18 protein-coding genes are annotated in these 19,927 nt (G+C 69.2%); 10 read left to right on the top strand and 8 right to left on the bottom strand.

Going from position 1 to position 19,927, the window contains the following annotated elements; all coding sequences use genetic code 11:
• Positions 1 to 798 (bottom strand): DUF222 domain-containing protein (locus GD1_RS13265; RefSeq protein ID WP_169798193.1); only part of this gene is annotated, 798 nt, incomplete at its 3' end.
• Between the two features lie 212 nt (positions 799 to 1,010).
• On the opposite strand from GD1_RS13265, the gene GD1_RS13260 reads away from it, so the two are divergent.
• Positions 1,011 to 1,988, top strand: coding sequence for a DMT family transporter (locus GD1_RS13260; protein ID WP_059037437.1), 978 nt, complete (start codon positions 1,011 to 1,013; stop codon positions 1,986 to 1,988).
• On the opposite strand, the gene GD1_RS13255 is transcribed toward GD1_RS13260, so the two are convergent.
• Together GD1_RS13255 and GD1_RS13250 are read right to left on the bottom strand one after the other, a co-directional pair.
• Complete coding sequence (locus GD1_RS13255) at positions 1,914 to 2,438, bottom strand: GNAT family N-acetyltransferase (protein WP_059037436.1); 525 nt, start codon at positions 2,436 to 2,438, stop codon at positions 1,914 to 1,916. The genes GD1_RS13260 and GD1_RS13255 overlap by 75 nt on opposite strands.
• The gene (locus GD1_RS13250; RefSeq protein ID WP_053776254.1) at positions 2,439 to 3,083 is read right to left on the bottom strand and encodes a DNA alkylation repair protein; all 645 of its coding nucleotides are present in this window, start codon (positions 3,081 to 3,083) and stop codon (positions 2,439 to 2,441) included.
• A 133-nt stretch (positions 3,084 to 3,216) separates the two neighbouring features.
• On the opposite strand from GD1_RS13250, the gene GD1_RS13245 reads away from it, so the two are divergent.
• From GD1_RS13245 to GD1_RS13225, 5 genes are all read left to right on the top strand, one after another.
• Positions 3,217 to 3,792: a TetR/AcrR family transcriptional regulator gene (locus GD1_RS13245; RefSeq protein WP_059037434.1), complete on the top strand. Its 576-nt coding sequence runs from the start codon at positions 3,217 to 3,219 to the stop codon at positions 3,790 to 3,792.
• Positions 3,793 to 3,862: 70 nt separating this feature from the next.
• A complete protein-coding gene (gene pta, locus GD1_RS13240; protein ID WP_083534168.1) occupies positions 3,863 to 6,061 on the top strand; it encodes a phosphate acetyltransferase in 2,199 nt (732 codons plus the stop codon).
• Positions 6,054 to 7,259, top strand: coding sequence for an acetate kinase (locus GD1_RS13235; RefSeq protein WP_053776241.1), 1,206 nt, complete (start codon positions 6,054 to 6,056; stop codon positions 7,257 to 7,259). The genes pta and GD1_RS13235 overlap by 8 nt, the downstream gene beginning before the upstream one ends.
• A gap of 147 nt (positions 7,260 to 7,406) precedes the next feature.
• Entirely contained in the window at positions 7,407 to 7,994 is a 588-nt protein-coding gene (locus GD1_RS13230; protein ID WP_020790108.1) for a TetR/AcrR family transcriptional regulator, read from the top strand.
• Positions 7,991 to 9,559 (top strand): flavin-containing monooxygenase, encoded by a 1,569-nt coding sequence (locus tag GD1_RS13225; protein ID WP_083534166.1) that lies wholly within the window; start codon positions 7,991 to 7,993, stop codon positions 9,557 to 9,559. The genes GD1_RS13230 and GD1_RS13225 overlap by 4 nt, the downstream gene beginning before the upstream one ends.
• Before the next feature lie 18 nt (positions 9,560 to 9,577).
• On the opposite strand, the gene GD1_RS13220 is transcribed toward GD1_RS13225, so the two are convergent.
• From GD1_RS13220 to GD1_RS13210, 3 genes are read right to left on the bottom strand one after another with little or no spacing between them, the layout of a single operon-like run.
• Positions 9,578 to 12,136, bottom strand: coding sequence for a serine/threonine-protein kinase PknG (locus tag GD1_RS13220; protein ID WP_083534164.1), 2,559 nt, complete (start codon positions 12,134 to 12,136; stop codon positions 9,578 to 9,580).
• A gap of 5 nt (positions 12,137 to 12,141) precedes the next feature.
• Positions 12,142 to 13,164, bottom strand: coding sequence for a glutamate ABC transporter substrate-binding protein (locus GD1_RS13215; protein WP_083534163.1), 1,023 nt, complete (start codon positions 13,162 to 13,164; stop codon positions 12,142 to 12,144).
• Complete coding sequence (locus GD1_RS13210) at positions 13,161 to 14,609, bottom strand: GlnX family signal transduction membrane protein (protein ID WP_053776257.1); 1,449 nt, start codon at positions 14,607 to 14,609, stop codon at positions 13,161 to 13,163. The genes GD1_RS13215 and GD1_RS13210 overlap by 4 nt, the downstream gene beginning before the upstream one ends.
• A 266-nt stretch (positions 14,610 to 14,875) precedes the next feature.
• On the opposite strand from GD1_RS13210, the gene GD1_RS13205 reads away from it, so the two are divergent.
• Together GD1_RS13205 and GD1_RS13200 are read left to right on the top strand one after the other, a co-directional pair.
• The gene (locus GD1_RS13205; RefSeq protein ID WP_020790107.1) at positions 14,876 to 15,358 is read left to right on the top strand and encodes an NUDIX domain-containing protein; all 483 of its coding nucleotides are present in this window, start codon (positions 14,876 to 14,878) and stop codon (positions 15,356 to 15,358) included.
• Positions 15,355 to 17,022 (top strand): phospho-sugar mutase, encoded by a 1,668-nt coding sequence (locus GD1_RS13200; RefSeq protein ID WP_059037432.1) that lies wholly within the window; start codon positions 15,355 to 15,357, stop codon positions 17,020 to 17,022. Before GD1_RS13205 ends, GD1_RS13200 begins: the two co-directional genes overlap by 4 nt.
• A 33-nt stretch (positions 17,023 to 17,055) precedes the next feature.
• Here the strand turns inward: GD1_RS13200 and GD1_RS13195 are convergent, their stop codons facing one another.
• Together GD1_RS13195 and thiE are read right to left on the bottom strand one after the other, a co-directional pair.
• Positions 17,056 to 17,430 (bottom strand): hypothetical protein, encoded by a 375-nt coding sequence (locus GD1_RS13195; protein WP_053776258.1) that lies wholly within the window; start codon positions 17,428 to 17,430, stop codon positions 17,056 to 17,058.
• A 341-nt stretch (positions 17,431 to 17,771) separates the two neighbouring features.
• The gene (thiE, locus tag GD1_RS13190) at positions 17,772 to 18,473 is read right to left on the bottom strand and encodes a thiamine phosphate synthase (RefSeq protein ID WP_059037431.1); all 702 of its coding nucleotides are present in this window, start codon (positions 18,471 to 18,473) and stop codon (positions 17,772 to 17,774) included.
• Positions 18,474 to 18,602: 129 nt separating this feature from the next.
• Between thiE and GD1_RS13185 the strand changes: the two genes are divergently transcribed.
• Together GD1_RS13185 and thiS are read left to right on the top strand one after the other, a co-directional pair.
• The gene (locus GD1_RS13185; protein WP_083534162.1) at positions 18,603 to 19,733 is read left to right on the top strand and encodes an FAD-dependent oxidoreductase; all 1,131 of its coding nucleotides are present in this window, start codon (positions 18,603 to 18,605) and stop codon (positions 19,731 to 19,733) included.
• Positions 19,730 to 19,927 carry a sulfur carrier protein ThiS gene (thiS, locus tag GD1_RS13180; protein ID WP_053776243.1) on the top strand — a complete coding sequence of 66 codons (198 nt, stop codon included), beginning with the start codon at positions 19,730 to 19,732 and terminating at the stop codon, positions 19,925 to 19,927. Before GD1_RS13185 ends, thiS begins: the two co-directional genes overlap by 4 nt.

The raw sequence follows: 19,927 nt of genomic DNA, 5'->3' as shown, positions 1-19,927 counted from the left end.
CGTATCCGCGGGCACCGACAGATTGATCAACGCCGACGGTAGCGCGGTCACCGACCGTTCCCCGGCACCAGCCGCCATATCCAACACCATCTCCAGGGCGTCAGCCCGGCGTCGGGGTGCGTCGCGGGGGTCTTTCGAACCATCCGGTTGCGGGACCGGGGCCGACAGCTTCTCGATCGCCGTCGCCAACTTTTCCCCGACAACAACATCCAGACTCCCGGAGACAGCGACCCGCCCATCATCTGTCCGCCCGATATCGAGAGCATTCAGATTGCGGTCTTCCTTCGCTGGACGTCCACCCTCGGCATCGTCAGCATGATGGTCCCCGAGCTGATGTGCCCGGGCCATCACCTCAGCCGGTTTGGCACCCGACAACACCTGCGCCAACAGATCACCTTCGAACTCGGCCCAGGTCTCGGCAGTCGGAGCCTCCCCGGCGCGTAACCCGATCTGGTTCAGCCCGCGCACGATCGCATCGACGTGTTCACCCGAGATCGCGCCGTCGGCAGCATGTTTCGACGTGCGTTCCACCACCGCCGAGGTGCCGATCCGCTGCATCCGCGCAGCGACGGCGGGCGCGTACCCCATCTCGATCAGCAAGGCGATCGGTTTGTGCCCATGCCGCTGCGCCACCCCCAGCCGATCCAAATGCCCAGCTCCCGCCGCGGTCAACGCGTCGACGACGTTCCTGATGGTGACCAGTGTCCGCATATCCGTGAACACGTCCGGCCCGGTCGGATCGTCGTCGAAACGACAATCGATGAGTGCGTCGAGAATGGTCTCCAGCTCCCCCTGCATGTGTTCCATTGTAGCGAACACATAGGCGAACAATCAGCGAATAAGAAAGCGGAACAACATTTGTGGACAACTTGTGACAGCGGTTCACCTTGGTGACTCGGGTTCACCCGTGGGGCCATCGAAGTTGAATACCGACATCGTCGGACCACCGGATCGACGGTGTCGAGACAAAACGCCTTGTGTGATGACTCGCGCACCGCGACCATGAGTCGATGACCCGACAACCGGTGAACCTCTCGACGCTCGCGGCAACGGTGACCGTCGTGCTCTGGGCGTTGTCGTTCATCGCGATCCGGTCGGCCGGGCACGCGTTCACTCCCGGTGTGATGGCACTCGGCCGGCTCGCGGTGGCCGTGGTCGCATTGGTGGCGATCGTGATCACTCTGCGTCGCAAGCGATTACGGTCGGCGTTCATCCCGCCCCGCGGCCGGGCACTCGCCCTCGTGGTCGCCTATGGGGTCGCATGGTTCGGGGCGTACACCGTGGTCCTCAACTGGGCCGAACAGCATATCGACGCCGGTACCGCCGCGCTGCTGGTGAACTTCGCCCCGATCCTCGTCGCCGTGTTCGCGGGATTCTTTCTCGGCGAGGGGTTCTCGCCGCCACTCGTGATCGGTATCGCCATCGGATTCGTCGGCGTCGTCCTGATCACCTTCGGTGGCGGCAGTGCCCACGCCGATTGGCTCGGTGTGGGGCTGGGGCTGCTCGCCGCACTTCTTTACGCGGCCGGGGTCTTGCTGCAGAAGGTGGCCCTCGGTGCGGTCGATGCGGTGTCGGCGACGTTCTGGGGTGCACTCGCGGGCCTCGTCGTCACCCTGCCGTTCCTCCCCGCCGCGATCACCGAGGTCGGGCAGGCCTCCGCCGCCGACCTGGGCTGGGTGGTGTTCCTGGGTGTCGGACCCACCGCCGTCGCCTTCACCACCTGGGCGTATGCGCTGGCCCGTACCGACGCGGGCACGATGGCCGCGACGACGCTCGTGGTGCCGGCACTGGTGATCATCCTGTCGTGGCTGCTGCTCGACGAGGTGCCGACCGGCCTGCGTATCGCCGGCGGTGCGCTGAGTCTGGCGGGGGTCGCCCTGACCCGGGGTCTCATCCCGGTGCCGCGACGACGTTCAGGCGTCCCGCGGCCCGTCGCCCGGGGCGCCCGTGTCGAGAGTGAGCTGAAGGAACACGAGATCGAGCCATGACCCGAACTTGGTGCCGACCTCGCCGAGTGCGCCGGCGTGGGTGAAGCCGAGTCGTTCGTGCAGGCGGATGGACCCGGTGTTGGCGCCGTCGATCGCTGCCACCATCACATGCACCCCGGCGGCCCGAGCACGGACGATCAGCGCCTGCATCAGCGCCGTACCCAGCCCCCGGCCACGCGCATCGGCATGCAGATACACCGAATGTTCCACCGAATGCCGGAAGCCGTCGTGGGGACGGAACGGACCATAGGTCGCGTAACCGAGCACCGCCGCCCCGTCGACGGCGACGAGCACCGGGAATCCCGACCGCTGCCGCTCGGCCATCCAGGCACGCCGGTCGTCGACGTCGACGAGGCGGTCGTTCCAGATCGCGGTGGAATGGGCGACGGCGTCGTTGTAGATGTCGCAGATCGCCTCGGCATCGGCCGCCAGCGCGTCACGGATCTCCATCTAGCCGGCCTCCTGACGGCGCACCATCTCGGTGATCCAGATCGGTGCGAACGGTGACACACAACCGCGCGCCGTCGGATAGTCCTTCAACACCTCCAGCCGCTCACCGATGTCGATGGCCCGGGAACGGTGGTCGGGATGGTCGATCCCGATCCGGGCGAGGCAGCCGTTCATGGCCCACTGCAACCGGTCCGGGGCGTCGGCCATCTGATCTTCGATCCGGGTGAGCAATTCGGGCAGGTCGAGACCGTCGGCACCGGAACCGATCCGATCACCGGTCAGCGTCCAGCCCGCGCCCGCCACCACCGGATCCGGGTCGTCGAACCAGGCCACCCGCAGGGTCTCGACGTGGGTGCTCTTCTTGACGACATAGGAGATCAGCCAGTCCTGCACCTTGGGTGTCCGGGCCTGGCGCAGCATGGCGTCGAGCTCGTCGGCGGTGAACAACCGGGGCCGGCAGATCAGCACGGCCAGCAGGCGGGCAGCGGAGTCGTCGGTCGCCCACAGTGCACACGCCAGGTCATGATCGGTGCGTACGCGTTTGGCGACGGCCCGAAGCCTGGTGAGATTGACCGCGTGCTCGTCGCCGTGTCGCTCGTTGACCGCCAGGATCGCGGGATCGGCGAGGTCGGACAACTCGGCCATCAGGGAATCGACGGTCTCGCCGGTCGCTCGGGTGTCCACGTGGTGTCTCCGTCCGGTCGGGTCGGCGGTCGTCGCATCCAGCGTAGGCGCCGGGGCCGACAGTCCGTTCCGCCGTCGGATACCGTTTTCTCCCATGGATCGCGATCGCATGGTGGATGTGGGTGTCGGCCTGGTCTCGCGATTCGGGGCCAAGGCATTGAGCCTGACGTCGGTCGCCCGGCACGCCGGCGTGGCCCGCGCGACCGCCTACCGGATGTTCGGCGGCCGGGACGCGCTGGTCGCGGCGATCGTCGACCGTGAGGTCGCCACCCTGCGTGTGCTGCTGCGCGAGTGGGCGGCCCCCGAACCCGACGCCGCGGGCAAGATCCGTGCGCAGATCCGCAACGTGCTGCCCTATATCCGTGAGCACGAGGCCTTGCAGTACGTGCTCCGCAAGGAACCCGAGGAGATCGTCCGGGCACTGGTCACCACCGACCAGACCGAGGGGCCGTCGCTGGTGTCGCGGATCGTCGATCAGGCACTGCCGGATCTGGAGCCCGCGATCGGTGAACAACTCGTGCCCGATCCCCGTGCGGCCGCGGAATTCCTGGTGCGGATGATCTTCTCGGTGATGCTGGAACCGGAGAGTTCGCTGACCGACGACCAGATCGCCGACCTGGTCGTGCGGGCGATCGTCCGGACCGGTCCGGACGCCGCCGGGCACGAGTGAGACGGTTCCCACCGGACCGGGTGTGCGCAGCGGCCCTTGCCGGCGGCGTCCACACATTAGGCTGACGGGCATGGGCGACGACGCAGCGACCTCGACCAGCATCTACATCGCCTCCGCCGAGGGAGGAACCGGGAAGTCGACGGTCGCCCTCGGCATCCTCGCGTTCCTGTCCGCCACCGGCGGGCGCGTGGGCGTGTTCCGGCCCATCTCCCGGGCGGCGGCCGGTGAGCGCGACTATCTGCTCGAGATGCTCATCGAGCACACCTCCACCGACATCGGCTACGACGACTGCATCGGCGTCACCTACGACCAGGTGCATGCCGCACCCGACGCCGCGATCGCCGAGATCGTCGCCCGCTATCACGCCGTCGAGTCCCGCTGCGACTCCGTGGTGATCATCGGTTCGGACTACACCGACATCGGCAACCCGTCGGAACTCAGCTACAACGCGCGGATCGCGGCCAACCTGTCGGCGCCGATCATCTTGGCGCTCAAAGCCGCCGGACGAGCCCCCGCCGAGCTCCGCGACACCACCGACCACCTGCTCACCGAGATCGCCGCGATGCACGCGACCACCGCCGCCGTCGTCGCCAACCGGTGCGATCCGGCACAGATGCCGGCCATCCAGGCGGCGTTCCTGACCCTGGATGTACCCACCTGGTGTCTGCCGGAAGACCCGGTGCTGGTGGCCCCCACCATGGCCGAGCTCAAAGAAGCGCTGGACGCCAGCCTGTTCAGCGGCGATCCGGAACTGCTCGACCGGGAGGCGTTGCGGGTGATGGTCGGCGGCATGACCGTCGAACACATCCTGGAACGGTTGTCGGAGGGGACCGTGGTGATCGCCCCGGCCGACCGCTCCGACGTCCTCCTCGCCCTGGTCACAGCCAATGCCGCACAAGGCTTTCCGCGGTTGTCCGGGATCATCCTCAACGGCGGGTTACGGCCGCATCCGATGATCGATGCACTCGTCGGCGGGCTGGAGTCGACCCTGCCGATCATCCTGTGCGGGCACGGAACCTACGACACCGCACGCACCGCGGCCAACACGCGGGGCCGGGTGGCGGCCGGATCGGCCCGCAAGATCGAGGCGGCGCTGGAGCTGATGGACCGCCACATCGACGCCGAGACCCTCACCCGGGTCCTCAAGGTGCCCACCACCGAGGTGATGACGCCGCAGATGTTCGAGTACGGACTGATCGCGCGGGCCCGCGCCGACCGCAGGACCATCGTGTTGCCCGAGGGCGACGACGACCGCATCCTGCGGGCCGCCGGACGGCTGCTCCGCCGGGGTGTGGTGAACCTGATCATCCTCGGCGACCCGGGGCGGATCGCCCGTCGTGCACAGGATCTCGGCCTCGACCTGGACGGTGTGGAGCTGATCGACCCGGCGAACTCGCCGCTCACCGACGAGTTCGCGAGGATCTACGCCGAACTGCGCAAGCACAAGGGCGTCGACTTCGACCGGGCCCGTGAACGCATGCTCGACGTCTCCTACTTCGGGACCATGCTGGTCCACACCGGACGCGCCGACGGAATGGTCTCGGGTGCCGCACACACCACCGCACACACCATCCGCCCCGCCTTCGAGGTGATCAAGACCGCGCCCGGGGTGTCGACGGTGTCGAGTGTGTTCTTCATGTGTCTGGCCGACAAGGTCCTCGCCTACGGCGACTGTGCGGTGGTGCCCGATCCCACCGCCGAGCAACTCGCCGACATCGCGATCTCGTCGGCCGCCACCGCCGCCGGGTTCGGGATCGAACCGCGGGTCGCGTTGCTCTCGTACTCCACCGGCAGCTCCGGCTCCGGCGCCGACGTCGAAAAGGTCCGTGTCGCCACCGAACTGGTGCGAGAGCGGGCGCCGGAGCTCCTGGTGGAGGGTCCCATCCAGTACGACGCCGCGGTCGATCCGTCGGTGGCGGCCACCAAGATGCCCGACTCGCCGGTGGCCGGTCGCGCGACGGTGCTGATCTTCCCCGACCTCAACACCGGCAACAACACCTACAAGGCGGTGCAGCGCAGCGCCGGTGCGGTCGCGATCGGCCCGGTGCTGCAGGGCATCGCCCGCCCGATCAACGACCTGTCCCGCGGCGCGCTGGTCGACGACATCGTGAACACCGTGGCGATCACCGCGATCCAAGCCCAGAACCTGACAGCCCAGAACCTGACAGCCCAGAATCTGGCGGGCCGCAGCGACGCCGAGCAGGCGGATGCAGCGGCGGCGGGTGCGGAAACGGCCGGTACCGGGGCGGGGGAGTCGAACGGTGAGTGACGGTATCGCGGGCTCGGTCCTGGTGTTCAACGCGGGGTCGTCGTCCTTGAAATATCAACTGGTCCATCCCGAATCGGGTGAGGTCACCGCCGAGGGCATCGCCGAGCGGATCGGCGACCACGGCGGGTCGATCACCCACTCGCAGGGCGGGCTGGAGGTGACCGAGCAGATCGAACTGCCCGATCACACCGCCGCGATCCGCCGGGTGATGGAATTGTTCGCCGACGGTGGGATCGACCTGGCCGCAGCAGGTCTGAGTGCGGTGGGGCACCGCGTGGTACACGGCGGGCGGTCGTTCTTCCGGCCCACGCTGATCACCACCGAGGTGATCAGCGAGATCGACCGGATCTCCACCCTCGCACCGCTGCACAATCCGGCGAATCTCACCGGAATCCAGGCGGCCCGGGAGTTGCTGCCCGATGTGCCGTCGGTGGCGGTCTTCGACACCGCGTTCTTCCACTCCCTGCCCGAGGCCGCTGCCACCTATGCGATCGATCGTGGTGTCGCGAAGCTCCATGCCATCCGCCGCTACGGTTTTCACGGCACCAGTCACGAGTACGTCAGCGGCAAGGTTCCCGGACTGCTCGGCAAACCGGCCGGCGAGGTCAACCAGATCGTGCTGCATCTCGGCAACGGTGCGTCGGCGTCGGCGATCGCCGGTGGTGCCCCGATCGACACGAGTATGGGGATGACGCCGCTGGAAGGGCTCGTCATGGGGACCCGCAGCGGCGACATCGATCCCGGCGCCGTGCTGCACCTGCATCGGGTGGTGAAACTCGGCGCCGACCAGATCGACACCCTGCTGAACAAGAACTCCGGGCTCAAGGGCCTGTGTGGTGACAACGACTTCCGTTCGGTCACCGAGAAGCTCGCCGCGGGCGATGCGTCGGCGAAGCTGGCCTACGATGTCTACATCCATCGCCTGCGCCGCTACATCGGCGCCTACATGATCGAACTCGGCCGGGTCGACGCGATCACCTTCACCGCCGGGGTGGGGGAGAACGCGACCACCGTGCGCGCCGACTCGCTGGCCGGCCTGGAGAACTATGGGATCGTCATCGATCCCGACCGTAACGCGGTGCGCAGCAGGCAACCACGCAAGATCTCCACCGACGATTCCACGGTGGCGGTGTTCGTCGTCCCCACCAACGAGGAACTCGCGATCGCCCAGCAGGCGGCCGAGGTGGTGGCCGCCTGATCGGTGCGACCGGTATCGCTGACCGGTCGTCCCCGCCCGGTCGTCCCCGCCCGGTCGTCCCCGCCCGGTCGTCACCGGGCGGGGCATCACCGACGAGATTTGCAAGCAGTCTGGACTGTTTGTGAAAGTATGGTTACCATCACAGTCATGCTCGACACCGAGACCCCGCCGACCTCGACAACCGGCCGGACCCAGGCCCAACGATCGGCCCTGACCAGGGAAAAGGTCCTGGATGCGACGGTCGACGCCCTCATCGAGCTCGGCTATGCCGGCACCACGACGCAGGAGGTCAACCGGCGTGCGGGAGTGTCCCGCGGCGCACTGCTACATCAGTTCCCCACCCGGGAGGCACTGGTCGTGGCCGCCGTCGCACATCTCGTCGACCGTCGTAAGACCGAGATCCTGTCCCGGCCCCGCACCGGTCACGAGGATCTGAACATCCTGATCGAGGTCTTCGACGGCCCGCTGTTCTATGCCGCGCTCGAACTGTGGGTGGCCGCCCGCACCGACGCCGCACTCAGGACGGCGATCATCCCGCTCGAACGCCGGATCGCCGACGAACTGATGGACACCGGTGCCGCCCTGTTCGGCGACCGGTACACCAGTGCCGAGCTCGAGGTGGCCGCCGAACTCGCACGCGGCCTGGCGATCTCACGACTACTCCGTGATCCCGCCACGGATCGGCAGTTCTGCGAGCACATCTTCACCACCTGGACGGAGGGACGACGTCGATGACGACCACACCCGCAACCCCCGGCACCGCACCGGCCACACCCGCCGGAATCGCCGTCGACGGGCTGCCCGCCGAGATCGACGTGCTCGTCGTCGGCGCCGGATTCGGTGGGCTGGCCGCCCTGTACCGGTTGCGCACCGACCATCCGGGCCTGTCGGTGCTGGCGGTCGAACGTGCCGCCGAGGCCGGTGGCGTGTGGCTGGCCAACACCTATCCCGGTGCGGCATGCGATGTCCCCACCGCCCTCTACTCGCTGTCCTTCGCCGACAACCCGAACTGGTCGCACACCTTCGGACGGCAGTGGGAGATCAGGCAATACGCCACCAAGGTCGCCGCCGACTACGCCGACGTCATCCGCTACGACTGCGAGATGCTCGCGGCGGCATGGGATGACGCCGCCCATCGCTGGGTGGTGGACACCGCTCACGGCACCATCCGGGCCCGATTCCTGATCACCGCCCCCGGTGCCCTGTCGGAACCGGTCATCCCCGACATCCCGGGTCTCGACGAGTTCACCGGCGCGGTCTTCCACACCGCGGCCTGGGACCATTCGCGGGATCTCGCCGGCCGCAAGGTCGCCGTGGTCGGCAGTGGTGCGTCGGCCGTCCAGGTGGTGCCCGAGATCGTCGACAAGGTCGAGTCCCTGGTCTCCTTCCAGCGCACGCCGTCGTGGGTGATCCCCCGTCTGGACCGCAAGATCGGCCCGCTGGAACGGGCGATCTACAGCCGATTCCCCAAGGCACACCGAGCGGTTCGGATGTTGAACTGGTTCACCCACGAGTTCCACGTGGTGGGGATGGCCCACCAGCCGGCGGTGCTCCGGGCGTTCTCGCACATCGCCAACCGGCACCGTGCCCGGCAGATCTCCGACCCCGCCCTGCGTCGCCGGCTCACCCCGCACTTCACCATGGGCTGCAAACGAATCCTGATCAGCAACAAGTGGTATCCGGCGCTCGATCATCGGTCGACCACCGTCACCGGTGCGCTGCAACGACTCACCGCCACCGGCGCGGTCAGCGCCGACGGCACCGAGTTCGACGTCGACACCGTCATCTTCGCCACCGGATTCGAGCCGACCAGTCCGCCGCTGGCCCGCGTGATCACCGGCCGCGACGGCCGCCATCTCGCGCAGGTGTGGAACGGCTCGCCCAGCGCCTACCGCGGGGTGTCGGTCCCGGACTTCCCCAATCTCTTCCTGCTGTACGGCCCCAACACGAATCTCGGGCACAGTTCCATCCTGCTGATGCTGGAGTCGCAGGCCTACTACATCGGTGCCGTGCTGGCGCATCTCGAGGCGCGCCGGGCGCAGACCGTCGAGGTGACCCGCAGTGCCCACGACGCCTACAACGCCCACCTCGACACCCAACTGGCGCATACGGTCTGGAACACCGGTGGCTGCGGGAGCTGGTACATCGACGCCACCGGCCGCAACTCGGTGATGTGGCCGACGTTCACCTCGACCTACCGAAAGATGATGTCGCACTTCGCTCCCACCGACCACGTCTTCGGTGCGGAGGACACCGGCGATCGGCGCGCCGGCACCGCATCCCTGGCCCATCCCGGATAGGTCTGCCGGACCGGCGGATCAGAACAGGCTGTCCGGTCGCACATAGTTCGCCAGGTCGACCAGCAGGAACCGGTGATCCCGGTTGCTGCGGGTCTGGCGGGCCAGGGCCCGCAGGCATCGCTCGGTACCCGCGCGCAGTCCCCGCTCGGTGAACGGCACCTCCAGGAGCCGGTCCGGGCCGCCGGTGTGATCGGGGTGCGCCAGAATCCAGCCCAGTGCGGTGCCCAGGACGATCAGCTGCAGTCGCGCCTTGCGGGGTTCGGTGTCGGGCATGACCTCCAGACGCTTGGCGGCCTCGACGATCTGACGCTTCTCCACATCCCTCGGGTCCCGGCCGTGGACCAGGGTGAGCACGGCGGTGGCGCGTGCGGTGTTGTAGTGGCGGCTGGTCGGCGGGACCTCGTCGAGCGGCCTGATCGCCGCGTCGAAATCCCCGCGGGCCACGGCGAGCCGGGCCAGCCCGAAGGCGGCGGTCACGATCGCGTGGTCGGTCAGCCACAGGTCGTGATAGTGGTGGGTGGCAACGTCATACAGCTCCGCGACCTTGCCGACCGTGCCGTAGGAGCCGTCCCGGCCGCCGTGTTCGGCCGACAGCCAGCGGCCGATCAGTTCGGCGGTGCCCGCGGTGGCGAGCTTCGGGGCCACCTCACCCGGCATGGCCTGCAGTACGTCGGTGAATCGTTGATATGCCAGTTCGGGTTCGGCGTTCATCAGCGCACACATCCCCATGTACCACTGCACCCGCCATGAATCACCGTGCTGGGCGGACACATTCCGGAGGATCTCCAGGGCGGTGTCGACGTCGTCGAGCTCGAGATGCGCGCGGGCCTCGGCCAGGTCGATCTCCAGGGACGGATGCGCGCTGGTGGATCGCCGTCCGAGCAGGGAGGCGAATCCCTCGGCGCGCACCGCCGAGATGGAGTCCAGGGTCTGACGCGGGTCCGAGAGCGCCGCCGAGTTCAGCAGTCCCGCAGCCGGATCGTTGGGATTGACCAGCGGTACCGGCAATGCCCGGGCGATGTCCACCGGGTCGTGGAACGACCCCTCCTGCGGGTCGAAGAATCCGTCCACCGGGGCCAGCATCAGATCGGTACCGAAGGTCGAACGCTGCGGGGTGAACACCGTCGACAGCGACGGGCGGGGTACGCCGGTGTGCACGGCGACGGTCTCCCGCAGCACGTTGAGCAGCTGGGTGGTCATCTCCTCGGCCGAGGCGAACCGGTCGGCCGGATCGGGTGCCGTCGCACGTTGGAGCAGAAGGTAATACGACGGATTGTCGGCGAAGACGGGGGTGGTGTCGGGGTCGGGGAGACCGTCGACGTAGCGGCCCTTGGACATCGGCATGTCGACGGTCAGCACGGCCAGGGTCCGGCCGATGCTGTAGATGTCGGTGACCACCTGCGGCCCGGTGTGGACGATCTCCGGGGCCTGGAAACCCGGTGTGCCGTACAGATGTCCGTACCCGTTGATCGCCGACACCGCACCCAGGTCGATCAGCTTGACCTCGTCGCTGGAGACCATGATGTTCTCCGGTTTGACGTCGTTGTAGACCAGACCCACCGAATGCAGGTATCCGACGGCGGGCAGCACCTCGAGCATGTAGGCCATCGCCTGTTCGATCGGCATCAGTCGCGACGGCCCGTCGGCGGTGATCTGTTTGAGCGTCTGGCCGCCGATGTACTCCATCACGATGTAGCCGAAGGTCTGTTCGTCGGCGGTGATGTGTTCGACGAAGTTGTAGATCTTCACGATGCCGGGATGGTTCACCGACGCCAGGAACTGCCGTTCGGCCAGGGCGACCTGCTGCGCTTCGGAATCCGACGAGTTCAGCAGGCCCTTGAGTACCACCGGCCGGTCCGACACGTTGCGGTCGATGGCCAGATAGATCCAGCCGAGTCCGCCGTGGGCGATGGCACCGGCGATCTCGTACTGGCCGGCGACCAGCGTGCCCGGCGCCAGTCCCGGGACAAAGGAGTAGCGAGCCCCGCAGTGCGGGCAGGTGCCGGTGAGATCGCCGGTGTCGGAACCGGATTCGCGTCCCACCGGGCGTCCGCAGCGCCAGCAGTTACGTTTGCGTTCGGCGATCACCGGGACGTCGAGGACGGCGTCGGCCGGTTCGATGTCGGTGATCTTGGGCAGTTCGACGAGCCCGCTGCCGAGCCTGCGGTCGTGGACGGCCGACGTCCGGCTGGGGACGAGGCGACGGGTCTGCCCCACCGAGGCGAGGGCCTCGGTGGGGATGAGTGGACGTGACCGGACGACGGGGTCGGTCGACGCGGTGGCGGGGGTGGCCTGGGTCCCGAGCTGATCGGTGGGATCCGAACGCTGGGTCCCGAGGTCGACGTCCAGGTCTGCGGGGTCGGCGCGTTGCGTCCCGAGGGTGAGGTCGAGATCGGCGGGGTCGGTCCGCTGGGTGCCGAGGGTGAGGTCGAGGTCCGCCGGATTCGCCCGCTGCGTACCCACCTCGGGATCCTGATCCACGCTCTCGCCGCGCTCGGTGCCCACATCCCGGCGGGTGGCGTCGTCGCCGTCGACACCCGCAGGCGTGACGTCGGTCGGTTCGTGTCGGCGCACCATCGTTCTCAATCCCGGTAGACAGCTTGTGGCGGGCCGTATCCCGGACCCAGGTTGGCCAGCCACCGGTTGTAGATCTCATACCATCGACCGTCGGTGCGGGTCTGGGCCAGGACCCCGTTGACGAATCTGACCATGTCGTCATGGCCCTTCGGGATACCCACGCCGTAGTACTCGGCGCCGAGTCCCGGGCCGATCATCTCCACCCACGGGTCCTGTGCGGCCAGGCCCGCGAGGATCGCGTCGTCGGTGGACACCGCATCGGCCTGTCCCTGCTGCAGCATCACCAGGCAGTCGGCCCAGGTCGTCGTGGTGACCATGGTCGCCTTGGGCTGTTCGGCCTGGATCCGCCCGATCGACGTCGAGCCGCGGGCGGCGCACACACGCTTGCCCGCCAGGCCGTCGATCTCGTCGATGCCGGAATTACGCGGCACCAGAATCCGCTGCGACGCAATGTAGTACGGAGACGAGAAGCTCACCGATCGAAGCCGGTCGCAGGTGATGGACATGGTCTTGACGACGATGTCGACGTCACCGGTCTCCAGTGCCTCGCTGCGTTCGGCCGAGGTCAGCACCCGGTACTCGATCCGGTCGGGGTCGCCGAAGATGGCGTCGGAGATCTCCCGGGCGATGTCGACGTCGAATCCCTGGATGTCACCGGTGATGGGGTCGCGGAAGCTGAACGGATTGGAGCCGATGTCGGTGCCCACGATCAGCCGGCCGCGCCGCTGGATCGCGGCCATCGTCGAACCGGCGGGCATGTGGCCGGGTTCGGGCATCTGGGCCGGTGGCCGCAGGCTGACCGTCGCATCGCACGAGTCGGCGCTGGGGGTGGTCTCCCGGGGCACGTTGGTGTCGGCACCCTGCGGTGACGGCATCACCGCGGTGGCGCTCGGCGGCGGCGACTCGGGCGCGGTGAACCGGACGCAACCGGTCATCGTCAGCATCGCGACCAGCACCACGATCATCCAGAGCACGGGCCGGGTCGCCGCCGGTCCACGACGACGCCCTGCTTCCCGTGCGGCCGTCATCGGTACTCCCGGACCCTCGGGATGAGGCCGAGCACCAGGGCGGCGGTCGCGAAGATGGTCAGCAGCAGCACACCGGTGCCGGTGAAGCCGAGCACGCGTTGCGCGGTGTTGATGTCGTCGCGGAAACCGGTGCGGGTGGTGGTGATGGCGTCGACGAGGGCGGAGTCGACGGCGGCATAGCTGCTCGCGGTACTCGACGGCTGGGAGCCGACGGTGAGGGTGCGGGCGGTCGCGAAGTCGCCGGTGTCCATGGCGCTGCGGGTCTTCTCGTCGGAGGTCCGCCACTGATCCAGGGCCGAGGAGACCGAGTCGATCTGCCGGGTGGTCAGTGGCCCGTCGGAGCCCGCGGAGGTCTGCGACTGCAGGTCGTCGAGGATCGAGGTGATCTGCTGGGTGGAGGTGGCGAAGGTGCGTTCCAGGTCGGTCTGGTCGCCGCGTCGGATCAGGGCGAGGGTCTCGGCCGACCGCGCCTGCTGGGTGAGGATGCGCGCCTCGGTGAGTTGTCGGAGCGGATCGACGCCGTCGGATTTCGCCGACGACGTGGCCGCCACCGACATCAGACCGGACGCCAGCAGCCACACCAGCCCGCCGATGATCGCGACCAGCGCCAGCACCACCCCGATGTTGAAGCGACGTCGGGTGCGTCTGGCGAGATACCGCGACGTCCCGATCAGGGCCAGGGCGACGAACAACAGTCCCGCATACACCCCGTACGGCGGGATGGTCAGGGCCTGCTGGGGGTCGGCGATGGCCGCGTAGCGCCGCTCGTAGAGTCGTTGCGCGGCCGGCAGGATCTGGCTCTGCATCAGCGCCGACGCCTGCGTCAGATAGGAACTGCCGACCGGGTTGCCGAGGCGGTTGTTGGTGCGGGCGGTCTCGATCAGCCCGCTGTAGACGGGGATCGTGGTGGCCAGGGTGGTCAGGTCGGCGGTGACCGCTCGGGTGTCGGCGTCCGGGTCGGTGCCGGGGACACCGGAGGTGCCGGCCGCCCGCATCAGCGCGGCCGACGCGGTCGCCAGGGAGTCGGAGTAGCGGGTACGCAGTTCGGGGGATTCGAGTCCCCCGGAGATGAATGCGGAGTTGGCCGCGGCGTCGGCGATCGACAGCGAACTGTAGAGCACCTGGGACGCCTCGGCGAGGGGTTCGGCCCGGTCGACGATGGTCCGCAGGGTGGCGGTCCGGTTCTCCAGCACCGTCGAGCCGTACCAGCCGGTGATCAGCATCGCCGTCGACAAGGCCGCGACGATCATGATGAGTTTTCCCGGGGTGGTCCCGGCGTAGTGCCGCAGCATGGTGAGCGGGGAGCGGCCGGGCTCACGGCCGAAGGCGACCTGCTCCCGGCGGTCGGCGAGGACCTCCCGGATGGGCGGGGCCGCGAGATCTGATCGCAGCGACCGCCCGGCACGGGTGAGCACCGTGCGCACAGGGGATGCGTCGCCGGTCACCACTATCCCTTCCGACCGCTCGCGGTCGTTCGCGCGCCGGGTGGCGTCCACGTCATCCGGCGTCGCGATGTGCCGCGGTCCTACTCGGTCCATCGTCTCCGGCCGTCGATCTGTTTCCCAGCCTAAGACGATCGGCCCGCCCAGGTGCGCCAGGCACGCGGAACCGGGCGATTCGGCGAGGACGTGTCGGAATCATCCCTGGCCCGCGTGGCCACCCTCACATACGGTAGGGGCGAGGCCGGGACGGCTGGGTGTCAGGAGGCGCGGTGCGTGGCGACGGAGACGGTTGGGTCATCGATCCGGATGGATCGCGATACTGGGGGGTGCACGGCGCGGCGGGTCTGTTGCTGCGTGCGGCGGCCCCGGACGGCGCGACGCTGATCCTGCTGCAGCATCGTGCGGCATGGTCACATCAGGGCGGTACCTGGGGATTGCCCGGTGGTGCCCGCGATTCGCACGAGAGCGCGGTCGACACGGCCCTCCGCGAAGCCCAGGAAGAGGCCGGTATCGAGGCCGACGACATCCGGGTGGTCGCCGCGGTGGTCACCCACCAGGCCACCTCGGGGTGGGCGTACACCACGGTGATCGCCGAGGCGTCCGAACCGGTCCGGACCGTGGCGAACGGCGAATCCGCCGAGCTGCGCTGGGTGGGTGAGTCCGAGGTGGGTGATCTCCCGTTGCATCCGGCGTTCGGTGAGGCCTGGCCCGGCCTGCGCAGCCGGATGGACGCACTCGACCTGCCCGGATGACCCTCACCGATCGCGCTCGCGACTGGCTCGGTCACGATCCGGACCCGACCACCCGCGACGAGCTCGCCGGACTGATCGCCGACGCCGACCGCAGCCGGCCCGGTGCGCTCGCCGCACTGGCCGACCGCTTCGCCGGTCCCCTCGAGTTCGGTACCGCGGGCCTGCGCGGACCGGTCGGCGCAGGTCAGTCGCGGATGAACGTCGCGGTGGTGACCCGGGCGACCGCCGGTGTGGCCCGCCATCTGCTCGACACCGTGGGAGCCGATGCCCGCGTGGTGGTCGGCTGCGACGCCCGCCACGGGTCGTCGGCCTTCCGCGACGTCGCCCTCGAGGTGTTGTCGGGGGCGGGGCTGCGCGCACTCGCATTGCCGGCCCGACTGCCCACCCCGGTCACCGCCTACGCGGTGCGAGCCCTCGACGCCGACGCCGGGGTCATGATCACCGCGTCGCACAATCCGCCCGCCGACAACGGCTACAAGGTCTATCTCGGTGGCCGTGCCGCCGACCCGGACGGCCGCGGGGTGCAGATCGTGCCGCCCGCCGACGCCCAGATCGCGGCACGGATCGCCGACGCCCCGCCGGCCGATGCCGTACCCCGCAGCACCGAGCACGTCGAACCGGTCGCCGACGAGGTGGTCGAGGCCTATGTGAGCCGGATGGCGTCACATCGACGCGACCCCGAACCCAGCCGGGTGCGTGTGGTGCTGACCGCGATGCACGGGGTCGGCGGCGCCACCGCCCTGCGGGTGCTCGACGCCGCACGGATCACCGACGTGCACGTCGTCGCCGCCCAGGCCGACCCCGACCCGGACTTCCCGACCGTCGCGTTCCCCAATCCGGAGGAGCCCGGCGCCCTCGACCTGGCGCTGGCACTGGCCGCCGATGTCGACGCCGATGTGGTGATCGCCCTCGATCCGGACGCCGACCGCTGCTCGGTGGCGATCCCGCAGGCCGACCGGACGTGGCGGCAGCTCACCGGCGACGAACTCGGCGCCCTGCTCGGCGATCAGGCCGCCCGCGACGACTCCCGTCCGGGCACCACCCTGGCGTGCTCGATCGTGTCGAGCCGGCTGCTCGGGCGGATCGCGCAGGCCCACGGGCTGCGCGGGGTGACCACCCTGACCGGGTTCAAATGGATCGCCCGCGCACCGGACCTGCGGTTCGGGTACGAGGAGGCGATCGGGTACTGCACCGATCCGCAGGCGGTTCGCGACAAGGACGGGATCGGTGCCGCGGTCCGTGTGGTGACGCTGGTCGAGGAACTCGCCGGCCGCGGCGTGACACTCGGGGGCCGCCTCGACGAGCTCGCCCGGCAGCACGGGCTGCACGCGACGGCGCAACTGAGCATCCGCGTCGACGACCTGTCCCGGATCCGTGATGCGATGACGCGGCTGCGGGCGCGGCCGCTCACCGTGCTCGCCGGATCGGCGGTGATCGAATCGGTCGACCTGTCGGTCGGGTCACCGGATCTGCCGCCCACCGACGGCCTGATGTTCCGGACGGCCGCCGACGACCGGGTGATCATCCGGCCGTCGGGTACCGAACCGAAACTCAAGTGCTACCTCGAGGTGGTGTTCCGGTGCGACGACGAGGTGCCGCGTGCCGCCGCCGCCGATCGTCTCGCCCGGATCACCGAGGCCTTGTCGGATGCGATCCGCCTGTGACGGCAGATGGTGTCCGGGGTGGGCCGGGGCACCTCAGGCGTCGGGCTCGAGCAACCGGTTGGCGCCGGCGACGAGGGCGTTGACGTTCGCCTCGTCGGCGGTCGCGCCGTCACCGTAGACCCAGCACTGCCGGTGGTTGTGCTCGCACAGCATGAACGCGGTGATGCCGTCGTCGGTCTGGCGCTGATGCACCGAGACGACCTGGACGGGTGCGCCCATCTCGTGCAGGATCGACGTCATCGCGCCGACCGGTCCGGTCGCCGTCGCCGACATCGACATGATCCGGTCGGCGTAGGCGATGGTGGCGCGACACTCGATCATGTCGGCCGGGGCCGGGTTCAGCGACCACGACCCCAACCGGATCGCACCCGTGCCGCCGAAGGAATCGTCGAATTCTTGCCAGGTCATTCCGTGTGCCTCCTCGCGAATGCCTCGGGGGAGCGGAGCGCCGAACCGAGCCAGGAGCTCGTCGTGGACTCCGGCGTCACGCTCGCTACACGAACACGATGACTCGGAGAAGTGAAGGCTGCGCATCGGGAAAACTCGTTTCGGTCGAAGAAAAGGTGACCGACGAGAACGTGCAACGACCCCGCAGCGGGGGGCCGGTCGAAGTCAGGCCCCGCTGCGGCGGGATACGAGCACGTTGTGGATACGCATGATCGGACCATCATAGACCTCGACCTGCGGGTCCGGCAACCGCCGTCCGGGTGAGATCCGGACCGGCGGGGGATCAGGACAGGTGTGGGGGATCAGGGCCGACCGGTGCCCGCACGCAGACGGGTGGCCGCGGCGGCGGGGTCGCCGGCGGCGGTCAGTGCCCGCACCACCACGATCCGGGACGCGCCCGCCTCGACGACCTCCGGCAGCCGCTGCTCGTCGATGCCGCCGATCGCGAACCACGGGGTCGACGGTGCACTCGCCGCCACCTCGCGGACCAGGCCGAGGCCGGGGGCGACGCGGTCGGGTTTGGTCGGCGTCGGCCAGCACGGCCCGACGCAGAAGTAGTCCACCGCCGGGTCGGCGTCGGCGCTCCGGGCCTGATCGGGGTCGTGGGTCGACACGCCGACGATCATCGCATCGCCGACCACCTCGCGTGCCCGCGCCGGCGTCAGGTCGCCCTGCCCGAGGTGCAGGACGTCGGCTCCGGCGAGCGCGGCGATGTCGGCGCGGTCGTTCACCGCGAGCAGCGCACCGTGCGCGTCGGCGAGCCGGCGCAACTGTGCGAGCAGGTCCAGCTCGGCGCGGGCCTCCAGGGTGCCGAACTGCTTCTCTCCCGCAGATCCCTTGTCGCGCAACTGGATGATGTCCACGCCACCGGCGAGTGCGGCGTCGACGAACTCCATCAGGTCGCCACGGTCGCGGCGGGCATCGGTGCACAGGTACAGCCGGGCCCCGGCGAGGCGAGTTCGGATGTCGGGACGGGCGGAGGCGGACGGGTGATCGGTGGCCATGACCGAAAGGTTATGCTGGGTACGACAACACGGGAGTCCGGGGTTCGCCGGGCTGAGAGTGCGGGACGCCCCCGCTGACCGTCACACCTGATCCGGATCATGCCGGCGAAGGAAGGATGCGACCGACCCATGTCGTCCAGCGAAACATCGCGCACACCCCGCCATCTCGTCGTGGTCGGCGGCGGTGTCATCGGCCTGACCTGCGCACTCCGTGCCGCCGACGAGGGCTGGCAGGTCACCGTCGTCGACGCCGGAGAACATCTGCGGGCCGCCTGGGTGGCCGGCGGGATGCTCGGTTCGCTCGGTGAGGGTCATCCCGGCGAGGACGCCCTGCTCGAGCTGTCCGAACGTTCCGTCGCACGCTGGCCGGACCTGATCGTCCGGCTCGGCGACCCGGATGTGGTCGCCGCACACGACTCGCTGTTCGTCGCGGCCACCGCCGCCGACGCCGGATACCTCGCTCAACTCGCCGATTTCGTCTGGTCGCGGCGTCCGCGCAGCACCGATCGGCTCACCCCGGTCGACGCCACGGTGATCCGAGAGCGCGAGCCGGCGATCGGATCCCGTTTGCGCGGTGGCTATCTCGCCCGCGGGGAGGGGGCCGTCGACAACCGCCGCCTGCTGGCCGCACTGCGTGCGGCCCTGATCGCCGCCGGTGGGCGGATCGAATCGGGTCGCATCGCCGACCTCGCCGAGCTCGACGGCCATCGCCCGGATCAGATCCTGCTCGCCGCCGGTGCCGGGATCGCCGACCTCTGGCCCGATGCCCCGGTTCACCTGGACAAGGGGGAGGTGCTGCGGCTGCGGGCCGACCGCTGGACCGTGCCCCCGCCCCTGCATGTGATCCGCGCGCGGGTCGATGGCCGCACGGTCTACCTGGTGCCCCGATCCGACGGGATCGTCGTCGGCGCAACACAATACGAGGGGGACGCGCACGAATGGCGCAGCGGTGCCGCCGGTGCCCGGGCCGCCGGGGTCGCCGACCTGCTCGCCGACGCCATCGAGGTCTATCCCGGATTGCGCGAGTACACCCTCGCCGAGGTCGGCGTGGGATTCCGGCCCTGTTCGCCCGACGGCCTGCCGATCATCGGCCGTCTCGACGAGCGGGTGCTGCTGGCGTGCGGTCACGGCCGCAACGGGATCATGCTGGCGCCCTACACCGCCGACGCCTTCGCCGCACTCCTCGCCGAACCGGGCGACGAGAAGCCCTGCACCGCAAACATTTTCGAACAGACGATCACCACCGGAGGGATAGGATGACCATCACCGTCAACGGAGATGCCGCCGAGCTCGACGCCGGCGGCACCGTTCGCACCCTGCTCGCCGCACTGGGCCTGCCGGACACCGGGATCGCGGTCGCCGTCGACGGTGCGGTGCTGCCGCGACGGCACTGGGACACCGCACTGTCCGAGGGGGCCGAGGTCGAGGTGGTCACGGCGGTGCAAGGTGGCTAG

Source organism: Gordonia desulfuricans NBRC 100010 (assembly GCF_001485495.1).
Lineage (GTDB): Bacteria > Actinomycetota > Actinomycetes > Mycobacteriales > Mycobacteriaceae > Gordonia > Gordonia desulfuricans.
The sequence above is the reverse complement of the archived record's forward strand: the minus strand, read 5'-3'. Positions and strand labels throughout refer to the sequence as shown.

Excerpts from the sequence above, each read along its gene's own strand:
- GD1_RS13260 (WP_059037437.1), top strand. The coding sequence starts at position 1,011 with ATGACCCGACAACCGGTGAACCTCTCGACGCTCGCGGCAACGGTGACC.
- GD1_RS13255 (WP_059037436.1), bottom strand. The coding sequence starts at position 2,438 with ATGGAGATCCGTGACGCGCTGGCGGCCGATGCCGAGGCGATCTGCGAC.
- GD1_RS13250 (WP_053776254.1), bottom strand. The coding sequence starts at position 3,083 with ATGGCCGAGTTGTCCGACCTCGCCGATCCCGCGATCCTGGCGGTCAAC.
- GD1_RS13245 (WP_059037434.1), top strand. The coding sequence starts at position 3,217 with ATGGATCGCGATCGCATGGTGGATGTGGGTGTCGGCCTGGTCTCGCGA.
- pta (WP_083534168.1), top strand. The coding sequence starts at position 3,863 with ATGGGCGACGACGCAGCGACCTCGACCAGCATCTACATCGCCTCCGCC.
- GD1_RS13230 (WP_020790108.1), top strand. The coding sequence starts at position 7,407 with ATGCTCGACACCGAGACCCCGCCGACCTCGACAACCGGCCGGACCCAG.
- GD1_RS13225 (WP_083534166.1), top strand. The coding sequence starts at position 7,991 with ATGACGACCACACCCGCAACCCCCGGCACCGCACCGGCCACACCCGCC.
- GD1_RS13220 (WP_083534164.1), bottom strand. The coding sequence starts at position 12,136 with ATGGTGCGCCGACACGAACCGACCGACGTCACGCCTGCGGGTGTCGAC.
- GD1_RS13215 (WP_083534163.1), bottom strand. The coding sequence starts at position 13,164 with ATGACGGCCGCACGGGAAGCAGGGCGTCGTCGTGGACCGGCGGCGACC.
- GD1_RS13200 (WP_059037432.1), top strand. The coding sequence starts at position 15,355 with ATGACCCTCACCGATCGCGCTCGCGACTGGCTCGGTCACGATCCGGAC.
- GD1_RS13195 (WP_053776258.1), bottom strand. The coding sequence starts at position 17,430 with ATGACCTGGCAAGAATTCGACGATTCCTTCGGCGGCACGGGTGCGATC.
- thiE (WP_059037431.1), bottom strand. The coding sequence starts at position 18,473 with ATGGCCACCGATCACCCGTCCGCCTCCGCCCGTCCCGACATCCGAACT.
- GD1_RS13185 (WP_083534162.1), top strand. The coding sequence starts at position 18,603 with ATGTCGTCCAGCGAAACATCGCGCACACCCCGCCATCTCGTCGTGGTC.
- thiS (WP_053776243.1), top strand. The coding sequence starts at position 19,730 with ATGACCATCACCGTCAACGGAGATGCCGCCGAGCTCGACGCCGGCGGC.